Source organism: Mycobacterium yunnanensis (assembly GCF_025823185.1).
GTDB classification, from domain to species: Bacteria; Actinomycetota; Actinomycetes; order Mycobacteriales; family Mycobacteriaceae; genus Mycobacterium; species Mycobacterium yunnanensis.
Genome location: NZ_JACKVK010000005.1, coordinates 522,696 through 541,122, shown reverse-complemented (window position 1 = coordinate 541,122; position 18,427 = coordinate 522,696). Strand labels below are relative to the sequence as shown.

Below are 18,427 nucleotides of genomic sequence, written 5' to 3'. Positions count from 1 at the left end.
GTCGCCACACCTATGGGCAAGACAAGTGCGGCACTTCAGCGTGCGAAGCGGACAGTCAATTCCTGCCAATCGATCTCTCGATACGGCCCCCGGCTGCAGTCACAGCCAACTTTGACAACCGCCGCAAATGTATCCCGGGCTCAGGCGCCCCGCAACAGAAACGCCCCTGCTGCCCCGCCCCGCCGCCGAGCTGCCGGTCGGTTGCCTTTGCTGCACCGTGACGTCATTGCGTTCGCGTGCACTGTGAAATCAGCTGTGCAACAACGCTTTACAGTTTTTGGTATCTACTGTCCGGGCTCGCCCGGCCCGTAAGATCCGGTCGCTGCCTACGGCCGGAAACACAGACCGTTGCCGCCCCACACGTTCCCCGCGAGTCTCGTTCTGGTCGTCGATGTGCAGATTCAGCAACCTCGGCGTGTCCTACGTTCGGATGACAGGGAGAGTCCTCTGGCTACGCCGCTCACGCCCAATTAGCGGCTACGCCGCTGCCGCCTTCACCGCGCGGCCCACTTCCGCCCGCAACCGGGTGTACTCGGGTGAGCGCCGCAATTCGTCGGGGTCGACGCCGGAGCGCGGCAGGTCCACCGGAAGGTCCAGCGCAACCTGACCCGGCCTGCGGGTCAGCACGACGATCCGGGAACCCAGGAATGCCGCCTCATCCGCGCTGTGCGTGACGAAGACCGTGGTGCGGCCCGTCTCGGCACTCACCTGGCGCACGTCCTCCTGCAACCGCTCCCGCGTCAGCGCGTCGAGCGCCGCGAACGGCTCGTCGAGCAGGAACAGCGGGGTCTCGGCTGCCAACGCCCGTGCGATCGCGACCCGCTGCTGCTGCCCGCCGCTGATCTCCCAGATCTTCCTGGCGGCGGTGCCCTCGAGACCGACGCGCTGCAGTAGCTGGTCGCGCCGCTCGGCCCGCCGCTCCTTTGGCACCTTGGCATACTTCAGCGCCAAGTCGACGTTGCCACCGACCGTCCGCCACGGGAAGAGCCGCGGCTGCTGGAAGACGACGCCTGCCGTCACCCCGGGACTCGGTGCGTCGCCCGACACGCGGACACTGCCCGCGGTCGGTTCCTCGAATCCGGCGATCAGCCGCAACAGGGTGCTCTTGCCACACCCGGAAGCGCCGACCAGCACCAAGAACGCGCCAGGTTCGACGTCGAGGTCGACCGGGCCGAGCGCGGTCACGTCTCCGTAGCGGTGCGCGAGGTTCTCGATCCGCACGCCGCCGCGGACGTCACTGCTTGAGGGCATCGGGCAGTCCCTTGGTGTAGATCGCGTCCTGGAACGTCTTCAGCGGCGCCGCCGCCGGGATCTGCTTCTGCTCGGCGAGGAACTGCGACGCGCTCTCCAGATTGTCGGCGATCTTGCCCGGCGCGGCCTCGGTGCCGAGCCACTCGGCGGAGGTCAACTCCTCGGGCGTGAGGTAGATGCCCTGCTTCAGCTGTCCCTCAACGGCTTCCGGCGTCAGACCGATCTCCGATGCGATGGCCTTGGCCGCGGCGGCGGGATCGTCCTTGATGGTCGAGAGGGCACGCGCCTCCTGCTGACGCCACTTGTCGACGACCTCGGGGTGTGCCGTGGCGAAGTCGTCGGCGACGGCACCGAGGTCCAGCGTGGGCTTGCCGTCCTTGGCCAGCTGACGGCTGGTGATCAAGTCCTTGCCGGTCTTGCGCAGGTCGTCGAGAGTCGGCAGCCAGGTGTAGGCAGCGTCGATGTCACCGCGTTCCCAGGCCGCGAGGATGGCCTGGGGCTGGAGGTCGACGAGCTGAACATCGGTGGGCGACAAGTTGTTCTGCGCCAAGGCGGCCAGCAGGCTGTAGTGCGCGGTCGACGCGAACGGCGTACCGATCCGCTTGCCCCTCAGGTCGGCGATCGTGTTGACGCCGGTGCCGTTACGGGCCACCAGCGCCTCGTTGTCGCCCGCCACGTCGAGCACGAAGGCGACCTTGTAGGGGATGTTCAGTGGCGCGGACAGGCCGCGGGCCACCGGGCTGGAGCCCAGCGCGCCGAAGTCGAGTTCCTTGGCGATGAATGCCGTGTTGATGTCGGCGCCGGAGTCGAACTTGATCCACTTGATGTTGTAGTCCGGCAGCGCCGTCTCGAGCCACTTGTTGTTCTTGACGACTAGGTCGCCGCTCGGAAACGTTTGGAAGCCAATGCGAATGGTCGGCTTGCTGGCGTCCTGACCGGAGTGGTCCACCGAGCAGCCGGCGAGCGCCAGGGTCGAGACGACTGCCGCGACGAGGAGTGCCCTCAGCTTCATATCTTTCCTCTCCAAGGGACGGCGCGCCGTTCTACGGCGCGAAGGAGACCGTCGATGATCAGGCCCGAGAAACCGATGGCGAAGATGCCGACCAGGACCACGGGGGTGTTGTTGTAGTTGCTTGCGTCCTTAACGAGGCCGCCGATGCCGGGGATGCCGTTGAACAGTTCGGCGGCGACCACCGACGAGTAGGCCATGCCGACCGCCAACCGGATGCCGGTGAACGTCTCGGGTAGCGCCGAGGGCACCACGACGTCGCGGATCACCTGGAGGCGGCTCGCTCCGAGTGCCCTGGCGGCCTCGGTCAATCCGACGGGTGCGGCGACCACCGCGGCCGTGGTCGCGACGGCGGCGGGCGGAAGTGCGGCCAGCGCGAGCAGCGTGATCTTCGGTGCCTCGTCGATGCCCAGCCAGATGACCAGGAGGAAGAAGTACGCCAGCGGCGGCAGTGCCCGCAGGAACGTCAGCCACGGCTCCAGGACGCTTCGCACCCAACCGACCGAACCCATGATGAGACCGAGGGCAACACCGAGCCCGACGCCGATCACGACGCCGACCAGCACGCGGCGCAGCGTCATGTAGAGGTGTTCCCACAGCAAGTAGCCGGCGTAGCCGCGGGTGCCGTCGTGGGTGGTCGAGACGTCGACGAACGCCTTCCAGACAGTGCTGGGGTAGGGCACGAACGTCTGATTCCACAGCCCGGCGGCGGCGACGAGTTGCCAGCCGATGCCGAAGACGACGACTGACAGCACGGGCAGGGCCGCCCTGGTCAGCCGGCCGCGCCAGGGGTTTGCGGAGGTACGCACGCGCGGAGAGTCGACGTGCGACTCGTCCGGGGTGATGTCTACGAAGACCGACACGATTCCTACGACTTTCTTTTGGCAGGCTGGGCTGGACGGAAGGCGTTCAGCGACAGCAGGCAGCCTCGGTCGTCGTCACCGGATCGTTCTATCGGCTTTCAGGCAGCATGTACACAGCTGCGCTCACCGCGAGTTTTAGTCGCCGAACTACCGGCAGACGCAGTGAGGGCGTAGGGTGGCAGAAGTCCCGTAAGGACATTCCCCGTTTAGTGCAAAGCGGGCTTGAAGCCCCGCGACACTATTTGGCCGCACCGATTTCGTAGAGACACCCTGCGAGAGACCGTGCCCATCTCATCACCGTGAGGTTACGGCAAATTGCCGGTTCCGTCGTAGACGGATTGGGCTCGTCGCTGCACCGTGTCCCATTGGTGCGCGCTAAGTCCATGGACGCCTGTTAGGGGGTCCACTGTGGAAGATCATTGCTGCACAACGGAAATCATCTCTAGCGACTATGCCGGGATGGTGACCTCGTGACCGTAGAGCTCGAACGTCCGGCCTCCGACGCCCCAGAACTGCCCGAGGTCGACGAATACGCCGACGTCATGGAGATGTTCCGAACGCTGTGCGACGCCGCCGACCTCGGCCGCCGCCGTGAGGCCATCTTCAACAGGTGCCTGCCCCTGGCCGATCGCATCGCCCGCCACTACGGGGGCCGCGGTGAGGACATCGAGGACCTGGTACAGGTTGCCCGACTGGGTTTGGTCAAGGCCGTCAACCGGTTCGACCACACCAAGGGTTCGCACTTCGTGGCCTTCGCGGTGCCGACCATGATGGGCGAAGTGCGACGGCACTTCCGAGATCACGGTTGGTCGATGCACGTACCGCGTCGGCTCAAGGACCGTCACGGCCACATCACCAGGGCCACAATGGAATTGACGCAGACCCTGGGTAAGGCGCCGACTGCCGGTCAGTTGGCGGAGCTACTGGACATGCGGCGCGAGGACATCGTCGACAGTCTGTTGGCCGCCGAGGCGTACCGGGTGCACTCCATCGACGCACCCGTCTCCAGCGGGGACTCCGCACCGCGGATGGTGTCGGACACGGTGGGGGACGTCGACTTCTCCTTCGACCGCATCACCGACCAGGAGACGGTTCGTCCCCTGCTGGCAGCGTTGCCCGAGCGCGAACGCACCGTGCTGTACCTGCGCTTCTTCGAATCGATGACGCAGAGCCAGATCGCCGAACGGATCGGGGTATCCCAGATGCACGTGTCCCGCATCCTGGAGAAGACCCTCCGGGAGCTGCGCGACCAGATCTAGACCCGCTCCGATGAGGCCCCTTCCTGGACGACCGGGGAGGGGCCTCGCCCGTGGCGCACGGATGCGATCTTGGCGCGCACGCTCTGCAGCCACGCCACGACCCGTCGTTCGAACAGCTGCAGCGCCGTCGGGCGAGCGGGCGGCGGCAACACCACCAGCGCGTCGGCGGTGGCGGCGAACGCCGGTGCCACCGGGGTGTGCACCTCGCGGTAGGCCTCCCCGCACTTTCCGCACTGCACTTCGTAACACAGCGTATTGGGGCCGGACTCGACGAAGGTGTAGTCGGCCACGGCCACGCACCGTGGACATCGTGCGAGTCCCCGTTCGACCACCACGCTCATGACAGCCATCGTGGGGCCACGTCCATTCGAATGCATCGGGCCCGTGAATCTCGTTGCGGGATCGGTGCCCAACCGAGATGCCAGACAACTACGCAATGATGACGCCATGACCGAGGTGCGCGGACGGATGTGGGTCGACGGCAAACCGGTGGAGGGCTTCACGTTCTCCGCCATCTCCGACTGCCTGAGCTCCGAGGACACCCTGGTGTGGGCCGACGTCTACGACCCGGACCACGAGACGCTCATGGCGTTGGCGAAGGAACTCAGCCTCAACGTGTGGGCGGTCGAGGACGCGACGGCGCCCAACGAGCGCACCAAGGCGACGGTCTACCGCACGCACACGTTCTTCACCGTCTACGCCATTCAGATGCTCGACCCCGTCGACGACTCGACGTCGACGTTGGTGAAGCACCGCATCTCGGCGTTCGTGCTGCCGCACGGTCTCATCACCGTGCGCCTACCCCCGCTGGCCGGCGACGATCCGGGTTTCGCCATGGACGAGGTCTCCCAGCGGTTCGACGAGCTCGGCGGGCAGCAGTACGGCGTGGCGGCACTGGTGCACGGTCTGCTCGACGTCGTGGTCGACGGCCACTTCGACGCCGTGCAGACCCTCGACGACGGCATCGAGTCGCTCGAGGACGAATTGTTCGACGAGAGCGGTCCCCGCCGTGGACTGCAGCGCCGCACGTTTCGCTACCGCAAGGATCTGGTCGAACTGCGCCGCGTGGTGCTGCCGATGCGAGAAGTCGTCAGCGCCATCAAGACGCGACGGCTCGACTCCAAGACCTCACCGGAGCTCAACCCGCTCTACGACGACCTCTACGACCACGTGCTGCGGGCCTCGGAGTGGACGGAATCGCTTCGCGACATGGTCACCACCGTGTTCGAGACCAACCTGTCGCTGCAGGACGCACGGCTGAACACCGTGATGAAGAAGCTGACGGGGTGGGCGGCGATCATCGCCGTCCCGACCGCGGTCACCGGCTTCTACGGCCAGAACGTCGAATACCCGGGGATCAACACGGTGGCGGGCTTCGTCGCCAGCTCGGCGGTCATCGTGCTGCTGGTGGCGATCCTGTACGTGATGTTCCGGCGGAGGGATTGGCTGTGACACGCGCTTGACGTACCCGTCAATTGCCGAGCGCGGTCGCCGTCGTGGCACTACATTGACCGATCGTGGGGACGAAGCTCGTGCAACGGGGACCGGCTCTGGCCTTGGCCCTGGGTTTGCTGGCCGTGCCGGGGATACCGACCCTGGTCAACTCGTGGTTGCCGGAGAAGGAGTGGGAGTCCGCCCAATCCACCGACGCCATGACGTTGACGAGTGTGGCGGGAGCGGCGGTCGCCATCGTCGCGCCCGACGGCTGGCAGGTTCAGGATCTCGGCGACCAAGCCATCCTGCGCGGTGACGATGGTGCCGTATTCGTCCAGGTCTACGACCTCGACGGCCGCGACCCCGACGCCGTCGCGCGACGGCTGATGCGGTCCAACCGCGTGGGCGACGTCCACACCACCCTCGACGGTGGCCGCGTCGCCACCGCCGACGGATCGCTGTCGGGCGACACCTGCGTGGCGCTCACCGACCAGGCCACCGGAACCTGCGCCTATCTGTCCGACGGCGACGTCATGCTCTCGGTGATTGCGCTCGGCAGCAGCGGTCGCTCGACCCCCGCCATCGCCGACGTCGTCGCGCCGTTCTCCAGGGAGCAGTCATGACCGCCGAACTCCTCGACCCGCCCCGCGGCGTCACGTCGCGACCCGCCGTCGTCTACCGCCCCGAATCGTGGGTCTTCTGGCTGTACGCGGCGGCGCTGCTGGCCGGCATCCTGTCGGTGCTCAACGACTACGGCCAGGCCTTCCACGAGACGCTCGACGCGCAACTCGTCCTGGCGCCCGCGTGGTTGGCGCTGATGGCGTTCCTGCTGTGGCTGATGTTCGTCTGCGATCCGTTCCGCACCGTGCGGCCCTACAAGCAGGGCCTGGTGGCCGGTTCGGCGCTAGGCGCCAGTACCGCGCTGGCGATGGCCATGCTGGGCAACGACCAACTCGGGCAGATCTGGGCCCGCTACCTGCCGCCGGACGTCTACGCCGACTGGTCGGCCGCACTGACCGCGCCCTTCGTCGAGGAGGCCGCCAAGGCGATGTGCGCCGCCGTCGTCCTGGTGCTGTGCGCGTCGTCCTTCAACCGCATCTCCCACGCGCTGCTCGTCGGCATGTTCGTCGGCTTCGGCTTCGACATCGCCGAAGACCTCACCTACGCCACCAACGAGGCCATCGGCAGCTTGGACTCCGACACCAGCGGAGCCGGTGGCAGCCTGCTGGTGCGTGCGATCACCGCGGTCCCAGCGCACTGGGCCTACACCGGGTTGGCGGCCGTGGGCGTACTGCTGCTACTACCGACGTTCGCCAACGACGTCGGCTGGTGCCGGCTACGTCGGGTAAGCGTGGCCGGGGTGCTCTTCTTCTCCGCGTCGTTCATGCACTTCGTCTGGGACGGTCCCGTGCCCAGCGTGTGGTGGAAGTTCGCCGTCAACATCGCCGTCTTCGTGACCGCGGTGCTCCTCCTGCTGCGCTACGAGCGTCGGCGGGTCGTCGACCGCATCGCGCTGGGCCGCGATGACATGCCCCTGGCCGGGGTGGACGCGGCGGTGCTGGACTCGCTGCCCACCGCACGTCGACGCCGCGCACTGCGTCGGCGGGCCCGCCGAGCGGGCGGGCGAACCGTCAAGAAGGCAGTGGCGGCACAGCAGCGGTGGGCGCTGGACCGCATCGCGTCGGCCGAGGTGTGCGCAACGACACGTTGAGCAAATGCGAGACTCTTCGGATGCAGATCGGGATCCCACGCGAGTCTCACGCGGGTGAGACGCGCGTCGCCGCCACACCGCAGACCGTCGGCCAGCTCCTCAAACTGGGTTACTCCGTCGTCGTAGAGTCCGGCGCCGGCGAAGCGTCGAGCTTCTCCAACGCCGCCTACCTCGACGCGGGCGCCAGCGTCGGGGACCCCTGGAGCTCCGAGGTGGTCCTCAAGGTCAACGCGCCGTCCGACGACGAGATCGGCGCGCTTCGGGACGGTGCGACGCTCGTCAGCCTCATCTCGCCGGCGCTGAAGCCCGAACTCCTCGAGGCGTTGTCCGCCCGGCCCGTGACGGTGCTGGCAATGGACGCCGTCCCCCGCATCTCCCGTGCCCAGTCGCTGGACGTGCTGTCCTCGATGGCCAACATCGCCGGCTATCGCGCCGTCGTCGAAGCCGCGCACGCCTTCGGCCGGTTCTTCACCGGGCAGGTGACCGCGGCGGGCAAGGTCCCACCGGCCAAGGTGCTCGTCGTCGGCGCAGGCGTGGCCGGGCTGGCCGCCATCGGCGCCGCAGGCAGCATGGGCGCGGTCGTGCGCGCCACCGACCCTCGGCCCGAGGTGGCCGACCAAGTGAAGTCCCTTGGTGGTGAATACCTCTACGTCGACCCGGAGGCCGCCGAGGTGTCGGCCACCGGCTACGCCAAGGAGATGGGCGAGGACTACAAGGCCCGCGAGGCGGCGCTCTACGCCGAGCAGGCCGGCGACGTCGACATCGTCATCACCACCGCGCTCATCCCCGGCAGGCCCGCACCGCGCATCATCACCGCCGAGATGGTGGCCTCGATGAAGCCGGGCAGCGTCATCGTGGACATGGCCGCGGCCAACGGCGGCAACGTCGAGGGCACGGTCAAGGATCAGGCGGTCGTCACCGACAACGGGGTGACGATCATCGGCTACACCGACCTCGCCGGGCGGCTGCCCGCGACCGCGTCGCAGCTCTACGGCACCAACCTGGTCAACCTGCTCAAGCTGCTCACCCCGGAGAAGGACGGCGAACTTCGACTCGATTTCCAGGATGTGGTGCAGCGGTCGGTGACCGTGGTGCGCGAGGGCGAGATCACCTGGCCGCCACCGCCGGTACAGGTGTCGGCCGCCCCGGCCGCCGCCGCCGCGGCTGCGCCCGTCGCGGCCAAGCCCGTCAAGGAGCCGATGAGCGCCGGCCGCCGGCTGGGCCTCACCTTCGCCGCGGCCGCGGTGCTGTTCGTCCTCATCGCGCTCTCCCCGGCCGCACTGCAGGTGCACCTGACGGTGTTCGCGCTGGCAATCGTGATCGGCTACTACGTCATCGGGCACGTGCACCACGCGCTGCACACGCCGCTGATGTCGGTCACCAACGCGATCTCCGGCATCATCGTCGTCGGCGCGCTACTGCAGATCGGGCACGGCGATCCCGTCATCACCTCCTTGGCCTTCGTAGCGATCCTGCTGGCCAGCATCAACGTCTTCGGTGGCTTCGCGGTGACTCGCCGCATGCTCGCCATGTTCTCGAGGAGCTAGCACCGTGTTCACCCTGGAAACTGCGGCGACGGCCGCCTACGTCGTCGCGGCACTGCTGTTCATCATGGCGCTGGCCGGACTGTCCAAGCACGAGACCTCGCGCTCGGGCAACAGCTTCGGCATCGCGGGCATGACCGTGGCGCTGGTCGCCACCATCGCGCTGGCGATCTCCCGTCACATCGAGCCGCTTGGCATCGGCCTGCTGGTCGCCGCGATGGCAATCGGTGCCGCGATCGGCCTGTGGCGCGCCCGCGTCGTGGAGATGACGGGCATGCCCGAGCTGATCGCGCTGCTGCACTCCTTCGTAGGCCTGGCCGCGGTGCTGGTCGGCTGGAACGGCTACCTGCACGTCGAGGGTGACCCCACCGGCGCCGAAGCCGCCGTGCTCGACGGCCAAGGTCTGCTGGGCATCCACTCCGCCGAGGTCTTCATCGGCGTGTTCATCGGCGCCGTCACGTTCACGGGGTCGATCGTGGCCAACCTCAAGCTCTCCGCGCGCATCAAGTCCACCCCGTTGATGCTGCCGGGCAAGAACGTCCTCAACGTCGGCGCCGTGGTGGTGTTCTTCGCACTCACGGTGTGGTTCGTCATCAGCCCGCAGCTGTGGCTGCTGATCGCCGTCACCGTGCTCGCACTGGTGCTCGGCTGGCACCTGGTCGCCTCCATCGGCGGTGGCGACATGCCGGTGGTGGTCTCGATGCTCAACAGCTACTCCGGCTGGGCCGCGGCGGCGTCGGGCTTCCTGCTGTCCAACGACCTCCTGATCGTGACCGGCGCGCTCGTCGGCTCCTCCGGTGCCTACCTGTCCTACATCATGTGCAAGGCCATGAACCGCTCGTTCATCTCGGTCATCGCGGGCGGTTTCGGAATCGAGGCTGGCCCGGCGGAGGACAAGGACTACGGCGAGCACCGCGAGATCAACGCCGAGGGGGCCGCAGAACTGCTCAGCTCGGCGAGCTCGGTGATCATCACCCCCGGTTACGGCATGGCCGTCGCTCAGGCGCAGTACGGCGTCGCCGACCTGACCCGCAAGCTCCGCGACCGCGGGGTGAACGTCCGCTTCGGCATCCACCCCGTCGCGGGTCGCCTGCCCGGTCACATGAACGTGCTCCTGGCCGAGGCCAAGGTGCCCTACGACATCGTGCTGGAGATGGACGAGATCAACGACGACTTCGACGACACGTCGGTGGTCCTGGTGATCGGCGCCAACGACACGGTCAACCCGGCCGCGTCGGAGGATCCGAGCAGCCCCATCGCAGGCATGCCCGTCCTCACGGTGTGGAACGCCGAGAACGTCATCGTCTTCAAGCGCTCCATGGCCTCGGGGTACGCCGGCGTGCAGAACCCGCTGTTCTTCCGCGAGAACACCCAGATGCTCTTCGGCGACGCCAAAGACCGGGTCGACGCGATCAACTCGGCCCTGGAGTCCGCCGCGCTCAGCCGCTAGGACGTGACCATCGGGACTGACTTCAGAGCCGTTCCCGGGTGGTCGGTGCCGCTGTTCTTCGTCGTCGGCGCCGTATCGCAGTACGTGGGCGCCGCGGTCGGAGTGTTCCTGTTTCAGACCACCGATCCGATGGCCGTGGCCTGGTTGCGAGCGGCGGCGGCGGCCGTCGCGCTCGTCGTCTGGCGGCGACCGTGGCGTGGCGACTGGACGCGCCGGTCGATCGCCGTCGCCGGCGGCTTCGGTGTCGTCACGGTGGGAATGAACGTCGCGTTCTTCGAGGCCATCGACCGCATCCCGCTTGGCACCGCGGTGGCCGTCGAGTTCGTCGGTCCGATCGCCGTGGCCGTGCTGGGTTCGCGACGGGCCACCGACGTCGTCGCCGTCGTCCTCGCGGCCGCCGGGGTGGCGCTGGCGGCCGGGGTGCAGCTCGACGCCGACCCCGCGGGTGTCGCGTTCGCGTTGGTCGCCGCGGCATTGTGGGCCGGCTACATTCTGCTCGGCAAACGGGTCGCCGACGCGGGCTCGGGTCTGGACTCACTCGCCATCGGGATGGCGGTGGCGGCCGTCGTGCTTGCAGCGCCGCTGCTGGCCCGTCAGGTGCTCCACGACGCCTCGGTGTTCGCCGACCCGCGCACCTGGGCGCTGGGCGCTGCGGTGGGCGTGCTGTCGACGGCGGTGCCGTACGGGCTCGACCAGGTGGTGCTGAGGCGGGTGGGGCGGGCCCGGTTCGCGCTGCTGCTCGCCCTCCTGCCCGCGACGGCAGCCATCGTCGGTGCCGTCGCCCTGGCACAGCGCCCGACGGTCGCCGAGGTGGTCGGCATCGCACTGGTGATGGCGGCCCTGGTGGTGGTCTCCCGGGACTGACGGTGACGTGGTTTTATATGTTCTGTTACAGAATCCCAGACCTGGAGGAGAACAGTGGCCGCGACGGGCTCCATCGAGACGCTGATGCACGACAACCTGATGGCGGTGTTCAACGAACGCGACGCCGAGAAGCGTCGCGCCGCCACGCTACGTACCTATGCCGCCGAGGTGCGGTGGACCGACGCCGAAGGGGTGACCGTCGGGCACGCCGGCCTAGAGGCCAAATGCGTTGGCCTGCAAGCGGGCATCGGCGATCTCCAGTTCGAGGCGGCCGGCCCCGTCCACGAGCTGCCCGGCTTCGGCTACCTGGCGTGGCGCCTGGTCGACTCGAACGGCGCGGAACAGATGACGGGCTTCGACGCTGCCGTGATCGCCGACGGGGTCATCACCGACCTCTGGACGGTCCTCATTCCGCCTGCGTGAGACCCGGCGATATGGTGAGTGCGTTCCGAAACTAGGAGATGCAACCATGCCGGTCGACCGCTTGCTGCCCTCCCAGGACGCCTCTGAGCTGATCGCGCTCACCCGCGACGTCGCCGACAAGCTCCTGGACCCCATCGTCGACGGTCACGAGCGCACCGAGACCTACCCCGACGGCGTCTTCGCCCAGCTCGGCGCCGCGGGATTGCTGAGCCTGCCTCAGCCGGAGGAATGGGGTGGCGGCGGGCAGCCCTACGAGGTCTACCTGCAGGTGCTCGAGGAGCTCGCCGCGCGCTGGGCGGCCGTCGCGGTCGCGGTCAGCGTCCACAGCCTCTCGTCGCACCCCCTGCTCGCCTTCGGCACCGAGGAGCAGAAGCAGCGCTGGTTACCGGACATGTTGTCGGGCAACACGATCGGCGCATACAGCCTCTCCGAGCCGCAAGCCGGGTCGGATGCCGCCGCGCTGCGGTGTGCGGCGGCACCGGTCGACGGCGGGTACCGGTTGTCCGGGACCAAGTCGTGGATCACCCACGGTGGGGTCGCCGACTTCTACACGCTGTTCGCCCGAACCGGTGAGGGATCGCGAGGCATCTCCTGCTTCCTGGTTCCCGGTGACCTGCCTGGCCTCAGCTTCGGCAAGCCCGAGGAGAAGATGGGCCTGGCGGCCATTCCGACGACGACGGCGTTCTACGACGACGCGGTGATCGAATCCGACCGACGCATCGGCGCCGAGGGCCAAGGGTTGCAGATCGCCTTCAGCGCTCTCGACGCCGGCCGGTTGGGCATCGCCGCGGTCGCGACCGGCATCGCGCAGGCTGCGTTGGACGACGCGAGTCGCTACGCCAACGAGCGAACGACCTTCGGCCGCAAGATCATCGACCATCAAGGTCTGGGCTTCCTGCTCGCCGACATGGCCGCGGCGGTGGGAAGTGCCCGGGCCACCTATCTCGACGCCGCACGGCGCCGCGACCTGGGTCAGTCCTACTCGACGCAGGCCAGCATCGCGAAGATGGTCGCCACCGACGCGGCGATGAAGGTCACCACCGATGCCGTGCAGGTTCTCGGCGGGGCGGGATACACCCGCGACTACCGCGTGGAGCGCTACATGCGCGAGGCCAAGATCACGCAGATCTTCGAGGGCACCAACCAAATTCAGCGCCTCGTCATTGCACGAAGCCTCTCGGCCTAGGCTCGTTTGGAGCCCCAACCGGCGGGTACCGGCCCCTCTCACGACGACACGAGAGGACGGCGATGACAGCCACCAACAGGGGCGCCGGCACGGCGAAGACCCCGATTCAGATCGCGACCCTGGCGGTAGGGGCGGTGTTCCTCCTGGTGGGGGTGCTCGGCTTCGTGCCGGGCGTGACGACCAACTACGACACGATGACGGCCGCCGGCCACCACTCGGGGGCGATGCTCCTGGGCGTGTTCAACGTGTCCATCCTCCACAACGTGGTGCATCTGGTCTTCGGAGTGGCCGGAATCCTGCTGGCCCGTTCCGTCCCGCGGTCACGGATCTACTTGCTGGGCGGTGGCGCGATCTATCTGGTGCTCTTCGTCTACGGGCTGGCGATCGACCGCGACGGCCCCGCCAACTTCGTGCCGCTGAACACCGCGGACAACTGGCTGCACCTGGCCCTCGCCCTGGGCATGATCGCGCTGGGTCTGCTGCTCGGGTCGCGAGCGAACCGCTCGACCGGCACGTCGAGCCGTGCCGCCGCCGACCGCCGGGGTCGCGTGCAGTAACGCTGGCGCAGGGGTACACCGGAGGTGAAGGGAGCACTCCGATGACGACTAACGGGCAACCCGTCCTGCTGTACGACGGTACGTGCGGCTTCTGTGACGGCGCCGTGCAGTTCGTGCTCCGGGTGGACCGGCGAGGCAACATGCGCTTCGCCGCTCTCGACAGCGACTTTGGCCAGGCGGTACTACGACGCCATCCCGAGTTGGCAGGCGTGGACTCGGTCGTCTACGTCGAGAACCCGGATCAGGCGGATGAACGCGTGACGGTGCGCTCGGCGGCCGCGCTGCACGTCGCCGATTATCTTGGCGGTCCGTGGAAGGCGCTCGGGTCCGTGGCACGGGTGGTGCCGGCACCGGTTCGCGACGGACTATACGACCGCTTCGCAGCGATTCGCTATCGCGTCTTCGGCAGGGTTGACTCGTGTGCGCTCCCGGCACCCGACGTGCGGGCGCGGTTCATCGCTTAGCATGGCGCACTGACACTTTCGGCGTTTGGTGGCCAGTTGTGCACAGGGTGGACCGGTCCATCCACAACTTTCCTGGACGTCTTCTGCGAGCGGGCGTCGAGCCATATAGTCGCAAGTATGTTCGACGAATTGGTGGACGCGACGACCGGCACCCGCGGTGCCGGTGCGCTGTCGTCGTGGTCGCGGGTGGAGAATGCGGCCTGCGCCCACCGAGTGGCGACGATGGCCGCCATGCTCGACGAGGCACATGCCGCGTCGGGGTCCGCCGACCGGGACCAGTGGTGCCTGGACAACCTCGACGCCGTCGCCGCCCACATCGGCGCCGCACAGAACACCACCCCCGGTACGGCCTCTCACCAACTGCTAATCGCGGTGGCGTTGCACGACCGGTTCCCTCGCGTGGCTGCCGTGTTCGCGGAGGGGTTGATCACCTATGCGTTGGTGAAGACCGTGGTGCACCGCGGCGCCCTGGTGATCGACCCCGACGCCCTACGTGCGTTGGATGGCCTGCTGGCAGAAGCGTTCGAGGACTGGGAACCGAGGTCGGTCGACAAGACCGAGAAGGCCATCGACGTCTTCGTGGCGCAGGTCGACCCGCACGCGGTGCGGCGGGACGAGACCAAGGCACGAGGCCGGTCGGTTGAGGTGCGCATCGAGGAGGACGGCAGCGGCCTGGCCACGGTGTTGGCCACCCTGTTCGCCCACGACGCCAAGGCGTTCCAGGCACGACTGAAGAACCTGGCCGCCACTGTCTGCCCGGATGATCCCCGGACCGCCGACCAGTTGCGTGCCGATGCCTACGGGGCCATTGGGAACGGCACCGACCGCATGGCCTGCCTGTGCGGCAACGACGACTGCTCGGCCGCGCAGAACCCGCCCGCCACCGGCGTGGTGGTCTACGTGATTGCCAGCCAGGAGACGCTGGCCGACCCCGACCCCGACCCCGCGCCTAGGTCCGAGCCGCTTGCGTCGAAGCCGGAGTCGCCGGCGCCGCCACCGGAACTGGTCGCGGAGGACACCGCCGAAGACGCCGATGCCGCGCCAACATCCGATGCCGCAGCGCCGCAGAGCGATTCACGGCCAGCCACGCCTTCCCCTTCCACTGACGAGCGCGCAGCCCTCGACGGCGAGCAACCTCCCCTGTTCGACAAGCCCTTGCGTGAGCTCACGCTGACCGAAGCATTGACCCCGACCCCCGGGTATCAGGCATCACTGCGCCCCGCGGCGATGATGGGTGGGCAGTTCCTGCCCGGTGCGATCGCCTGCCGCGCCGCGATCGGCGCCACCATCACCCCGGTCGTGCACCCCGGGCAAGCGCCACCGGAGACCCGGTACCGACCGTCGAAGAAGCTGGCCGACTTCATCCGCTGCCGCGACATGACCTGCCGCTTCCCTGGCTGCCGCGTGCCCGCCACCCAGACGGACATCGACCACACGATCCCATGGCCGCACGGCCCCACCGCGGCGTCCAATCTCAAATGCGTCTGCCGCCGACACCACCTGCTCAAGACGTTCTGGGGTGGTGAGAACGGTTGGCGCGACCGGCAACTCGACGACGGCACCGTCATCTGGACCGCACCCGACGGCCGGGAGTACGTCACCACGCCGGGCAGTCGGCTGCTGCTCCCTGAACTCTCCAGACCCACCGCCACGGTGTCGACGACAGGGAGGCCCGCACCCCACGCCGCAGGACTCGCGATGCCGCGTCGCAGGACCACCCGTGCCCAGGACCGGGCCCACCGCGTCGCGGCCGAACGCGAGCTCAACGCCGAACGCGAGCCCTATGCCGCGCCGGCGGATCCCTGACCGAGGTCGTCGTAGAACGTGGCGAGCTTGGCCAGGATGTAGGCGCCGAGATCCTCGGCCGAGCCGCTGAGCCGGGACTTCACGTCGCGCGAGTCCTCGTCGGCGAGCACCTCGAAGGCGCCCGTCAGGACACCGTCGTACGCCTGCTCGACGACGCTCGCCGCGGTCACCTTCGGCATGTCGAACCGGGCCGACATGGCCGTGTCGACCATCCCCACGATCACGCCGGTCACCGTCGTGTTGGCGGGCGCGAGCTCGGTGCGCAGCGCGCTCGTCGCCGACCACGTCGCAGCCTTCGAGGCGGCATAGGCCGTGGGCAGCGGCAGCCAGGCCGCCAACGACAGCACGTTGAGCAAGCCGCCGCCACCGTTGGCCGCCAGCACCGGGGCGAAAGCCTTGGCGACCCGCAGATTTCCAAAGTAGTTCGTCTCGAAGATCCGGCGGGTGATCTCCTCGTCTCCGGTCGCCACCGAGACGTCCTCCGCCGGTGCGATGGCGGCGTTGTTCACCACCAGGTCGACGTCGGCGGCAGCCTCGGCGGCGCCGGCCACCGACGCCGGGTCGGTCAGATCGAGCGCCAGCGGGACGATGCGGTCGTCACCCCAGCTCTTGGGCGTGCGGGCGGTGGCGTACACCTTCGCGGCACCCCGCTCGAGGGCCTGCCGCACGAACTCCTCGCCGAGGCCTCCGTTTGCCCCGGTCACCAACACCGTTCGACCGTCGAGCCGTTCTGCCATGATCACTCCTGCGGTAAAGTCGGGCACTAAGTGGGGTCACTCCCCATTTCGATTATGTGGGGAGTGTCCCCACTTACGCAAGGGGCGGAGGTCCGTCGGTGACGACACAGAGCCCTCGACCGTTGCGCGCGGACGCTCAACGCAATCGCGACGCCATCCTCGGCGCGGCGATGACGATCTTCGACACCCAGGGGATCTACGCGCCCATCGACTGCATCGCCACAGCTGCCGGCGTGGGCAACGCGACCCTCTACCGCAACTTCCCCACCCGCAACGACCTGCTGGCCGCCGTCATCGAGAAGAGCATCGTCGAACTCGTCGACGGCTCAGTCGAATTGGGGCAGACGCTGCCCGCCGACGAGGCCCTGCGCGAATGGCTTCAGCGCGTGGCGTGGCAGCTTCGCATCTGGAACGATCTGCCAACCTGCATCGCCACCTCCATCGAGGACTCCTCGTCCCCGGTGCAGGACGTCGCCACCCGACTGACCGACCGCACCCGCCACTTCCTGGACCGCGCCCAGGCAGACGGATCGGCATCGGAGTCCGTCACGGCAGACGACCTCTTCGAGCTCGTCACGGCCGTCTCCTGGGCCATCGACCGGTTCGGCGACGAGCCGCCACGCGCCCGCGACAGGGTGGCCCTCGCGACGGCGGGCGCCTTCCGCCCCCGCTAGAGGTCGGCGAAGAGTTCCGGCGGGGACGTCACCGTCACCACCGTGCCACGCCCCTCCCCCGAGACGATCGACATCTCACCATCCATCGCGTCGAACCGGGCTTGCAGCGACGCCAATCCGATATGCCCCTCGGCGACCCGCTGGTCGACGATCGACGGCTCGAAGCCCACACCGTCGTCGGCCACGGTGAGCACCACCCGGCGCCCCTGGCGAAACAAGCGGATCGTCACCTCGTGCGCACCCGCGTGCTTCTGCACGTTGGTCAGCAGTTCGCGCGCCGCGCGGTACATCAATGGCTGCGACACGGGCTTGCCCACGTCCTCCAACTCGGCAGTGATCACCCAGTCACCACGAATTTCGAACTGTCGCACCAGTTCTCGCACACCGGGGGTCAACCCGAGCTGAGCCAGCACCTGAGGATGCAGGGCCGTCACCGTCGACCGAAGCCCGGCCGCGGTGTCGTTGAGCGCCGCATAGACCATGTCCAGCGCGGGATCGGGCATCCGGTCGCGCACCTCGTCGAGCTCGAGACGGGCGGCCAGCAGGGTCTGAAGTGGGCCGTCGTGCAGCTCCTCGGCGAGCTCCCGCTTGGTCTGCTCGTCGGCTTGCATCGACTCGGCCACCAACCTGCGGCGCACGTCCAGCAGCGTCGCCACCCGGGCTGCCCGCCTGGTCAGCACGAAGCACAGGGCGGTCGTCGCGACCGCCAGCCAGACCAGGAACCCGACCTGCAGATAGACCACGTCGGGCAACCCGACGTGGTCGTCACGCTTGGAATAGACGATCCACGCCGCCAGGTAACACGCGGCGGTGCTGATGCCGAGGATGCCGGTGAACACCGGCCGGTCACCGAACGCCACCGACAGTGGCAACAGGAAGAACACCGGCAGCAGCGCCGCCGTGGCCCCGCCGGACACCACGCACAACGCCACCACGGCGAGCACGTCGACGCCGGTGGAGAGCCGGCCACCCCAGCTTGGCACCGGCCCGCGGAACACCGCGACCGCCCACAGCACCGCCGCGATCGCATACGCACCCAGGATCGCCGCGTAGACCTCGGGCAACCAGCTGTCGACTTCCCAGATCCAGACCAGGAAGCCGATCAGACCGATGAGCGGGAGCCGCAGTAGCGCCGAGACGCGGACGGGTTCGGCGGCGAAGTAGTCGACGATCTGGCGGGACGCGCGGTCCACGG

The 18,427-nt window shown here is 68.2% G+C and carries 19 protein-coding genes; 13 read left to right on the top strand and 6 right to left on the bottom strand.

Annotation, left to right across the window (positions count from 1 at the left end; translation table 11 throughout):
* Positions 1-477: 477 nt before the first annotated feature.
* Genes H7K45_RS09790 through H7K45_RS09780 form a run of 3 tightly spaced genes read right to left on the bottom strand, consistent with a single transcriptional unit; the run spans position 478 to position 3,123 of the window.
* Complete coding sequence (locus H7K45_RS09790; protein WP_263995586.1) at positions 478-1,251, bottom strand: ABC transporter ATP-binding protein; 774 nt, start codon at positions 1,249-1,251, stop codon at positions 478-480.
* Positions 1,235-2,263: a taurine ABC transporter substrate-binding protein gene (locus H7K45_RS09785; RefSeq protein WP_263995585.1), complete on the bottom strand. Its 1,029-nt coding sequence runs from the start codon at positions 2,261-2,263 to the stop codon at positions 1,235-1,237. Before H7K45_RS09785 ends, H7K45_RS09790 begins: the two co-directional genes overlap by 17 nt.
* The gene (locus H7K45_RS09780) at positions 2,260-3,123 is read right to left on the bottom strand and encodes an ABC transporter permease (RefSeq protein ID WP_263995584.1); all 864 of its coding nucleotides are present in this window, start codon (positions 3,121-3,123) and stop codon (positions 2,260-2,262) included. Before H7K45_RS09780 ends, H7K45_RS09785 begins: the two co-directional genes overlap by 4 nt.
* Positions 3,124-3,593: 470 nt before the next feature.
* Between H7K45_RS09780 and H7K45_RS09775 the strand changes: the two genes are divergently transcribed.
* Positions 3,594-4,382, top strand: coding sequence for a SigB/SigF/SigG family RNA polymerase sigma factor (locus H7K45_RS09775; protein ID WP_263995583.1), 789 nt, complete (start codon positions 3,594-3,596; stop codon positions 4,380-4,382).
* On the opposite strand, the gene H7K45_RS09770 is transcribed toward H7K45_RS09775, so the two are convergent.
* On the bottom strand, positions 4,379-4,723 hold the full coding sequence (locus tag H7K45_RS09770) for a hypothetical protein (RefSeq protein ID WP_263995582.1): 345 nt from the start codon (positions 4,721-4,723) through the stop codon (positions 4,379-4,381). The genes H7K45_RS09775 and H7K45_RS09770 overlap by 4 nt on opposite strands.
* A gap of 106 nt (positions 4,724-4,829) precedes the next feature.
* Here H7K45_RS09770 and H7K45_RS09765 point away from each other — a divergent pair, with 106 nt between their 5' ends.
* From H7K45_RS09765 to H7K45_RS09715, 11 genes are all read left to right on the top strand, one after another.
* Complete coding sequence (locus tag H7K45_RS09765; protein WP_263995581.1) at positions 4,830-5,834, top strand: magnesium transporter CorA family protein; 1,005 nt, start codon at positions 4,830-4,832, stop codon at positions 5,832-5,834.
* 65 nt (positions 5,835-5,899) lie between these two features.
* A complete protein-coding gene (locus tag H7K45_RS09760; RefSeq protein ID WP_263995580.1) occupies positions 5,900-6,439 on the top strand; it encodes a hypothetical protein in 540 nt (179 codons plus the stop codon).
* Positions 6,436-7,527: a PrsW family glutamic-type intramembrane protease gene (locus H7K45_RS09755; protein WP_263995579.1), complete on the top strand. Its 1,092-nt coding sequence runs from the start codon at positions 6,436-6,438 to the stop codon at positions 7,525-7,527. The genes H7K45_RS09760 and H7K45_RS09755 overlap by 4 nt, the downstream gene beginning before the upstream one ends.
* A gap of 20 nt (positions 7,528-7,547) precedes the next feature.
* On the top strand, positions 7,548-9,074 hold the full coding sequence (locus tag H7K45_RS09750) for a Re/Si-specific NAD(P)(+) transhydrogenase subunit alpha (protein ID WP_263995578.1): 1,527 nt from the start codon (positions 7,548-7,550) through the stop codon (positions 9,072-9,074).
* 4 nt (positions 9,075-9,078) lie between these two features.
* Positions 9,079-10,521, top strand: coding sequence for a Re/Si-specific NAD(P)(+) transhydrogenase subunit beta (gene pntB, locus H7K45_RS09745; RefSeq protein WP_263995577.1), 1,443 nt, complete (start codon positions 9,079-9,081; stop codon positions 10,519-10,521).
* A 3-nt stretch (positions 10,522-10,524) separates the two neighbouring features.
* Positions 10,525-11,385, top strand: coding sequence for an EamA family transporter (locus H7K45_RS09740; RefSeq protein WP_263995576.1), 861 nt, complete (start codon positions 10,525-10,527; stop codon positions 11,383-11,385).
* Between the two features lie 54 nt (positions 11,386-11,439).
* On the top strand, positions 11,440-11,808 hold the full coding sequence (locus H7K45_RS09735) for a nuclear transport factor 2 family protein (protein ID WP_263995575.1): 369 nt from the start codon (positions 11,440-11,442) through the stop codon (positions 11,806-11,808).
* A 46-nt stretch (positions 11,809-11,854) separates the two neighbouring features.
* On the top strand, positions 11,855-12,994 hold the full coding sequence (locus H7K45_RS09730; RefSeq protein ID WP_263995574.1) for an acyl-CoA dehydrogenase family protein: 1,140 nt from the start codon (positions 11,855-11,857) through the stop codon (positions 12,992-12,994).
* A 62-nt stretch (positions 12,995-13,056) separates the two neighbouring features.
* A complete protein-coding gene (locus tag H7K45_RS09725) occupies positions 13,057-13,551 on the top strand; it encodes a DUF4383 domain-containing protein (RefSeq protein WP_263995573.1) in 495 nt (164 codons plus the stop codon).
* Positions 13,552-13,592: 41 nt separating this feature from the next.
* A complete protein-coding gene (locus H7K45_RS09720; RefSeq protein ID WP_263995572.1) occupies positions 13,593-14,015 on the top strand; it encodes a thiol-disulfide oxidoreductase DCC family protein in 423 nt (140 codons plus the stop codon).
* Positions 14,016-14,132: 117 nt separating this feature from the next.
* On the top strand, positions 14,133-15,821 hold the full coding sequence (locus H7K45_RS09715) for an HNH endonuclease signature motif containing protein (protein ID WP_263995571.1): 1,689 nt from the start codon (positions 14,133-14,135) through the stop codon (positions 15,819-15,821).
* Here the strand turns inward: H7K45_RS09715 and H7K45_RS09710 are convergent.
* Complete coding sequence (locus H7K45_RS09710) at positions 15,797-16,558, bottom strand: SDR family oxidoreductase (protein ID WP_263995570.1); 762 nt, start codon at positions 16,556-16,558, stop codon at positions 15,797-15,799. The genes H7K45_RS09715 and H7K45_RS09710 overlap by 25 nt on opposite strands.
* Positions 16,559-16,656: 98 nt before the next feature.
* On the opposite strand from H7K45_RS09710, the gene H7K45_RS09705 reads away from it, so the two are divergent.
* Positions 16,657-17,232 carry a TetR/AcrR family transcriptional regulator gene (locus H7K45_RS09705; protein WP_263995569.1) on the top strand — a complete coding sequence of 192 codons (576 nt, stop codon included), beginning with the start codon at positions 16,657-16,659 and terminating at the stop codon, positions 17,230-17,232.
* On the opposite strand, the gene H7K45_RS09700 is transcribed toward H7K45_RS09705, so the two are convergent.
* Complete coding sequence (locus tag H7K45_RS09700) at positions 17,229-18,425, bottom strand: sensor histidine kinase (protein ID WP_263995568.1); 1,197 nt, start codon at positions 18,423-18,425, stop codon at positions 17,229-17,231. The genes H7K45_RS09705 and H7K45_RS09700 overlap by 4 nt on opposite strands.
* Positions 18,426-18,427 lie beyond the last annotated feature (2 nt).